This window comes from Massilia sp. X63 (assembly GCF_041023745.1).
Classification (GTDB): domain Bacteria; phylum Pseudomonadota; class Gammaproteobacteria; order Burkholderiales; family Burkholderiaceae_D; genus Telluria.
In genome coordinates this window covers 1-545 of the sequence record NZ_JBFTEF010000055.1, presented here as the reverse complement: position 1 = coordinate 545, position 545 = coordinate 1, and the positions used below count along the sequence as shown (strand labels likewise).

The window sequence follows — 545 nt, the reverse complement described above, 5'->3', positions numbered from 1 at the left end:
CCTTCCAGGGCCATACGTGCCGAACCCTTGATGATCGGCAGGTCGTCGCCTGGGAACTCGTACTTCGACAGGAGTTCGCGGACTTCCATTTCGACCAGTTCCAGCAGTTCTGCGTCGTCGACCAGGTCGCACTTGTTCAGGAACACGATGATGTACGGAACGCCAACCTGACGCGCCAGCAGGATGTGCTCGCGGGTCTGCGGCATCGGGCCGTCAGCGGCCGAGCACACCAGGATCGCGCCGTCCATCTGCGCAGCACCGGTAATCATGTTCTTGATGTAGTCGGCGTGGCCTGGGCAGTCGACGTGCGCGTAGTGACGGTTTGCGGTTTCGTACTCGACGTGCGCGGTGTTGATGGTGATGCCGCGTGCCTTCTCTTCCGGAGCCGCGTCGATCTGGTCGTAGGCCTTGGCTTCGCCGCCGAACTTCTTCGACAGAACGGTTGCGATTGCAGCCGTCAGGGTGGTTTTGCCGTGGTCAACGTGACCGATGGTGCCGACGTTGACGTGCGGCTTGGTCCGTTCGAATTTTTCCTTTGCCATTTC

General features: G+C 60.6%; 1 protein-coding gene. It reads right to left on the bottom strand.

Annotated features, from left to right (window positions below):
- Positions 1-542, bottom strand: a 542-nt coding sequence (locus AB3347_RS25935; RefSeq protein WP_369094526.1) for a GTP-binding protein, incomplete at its 3' end; no start/stop codon positions are given.
- Positions 543-545 lie beyond the last annotated feature (3 nt).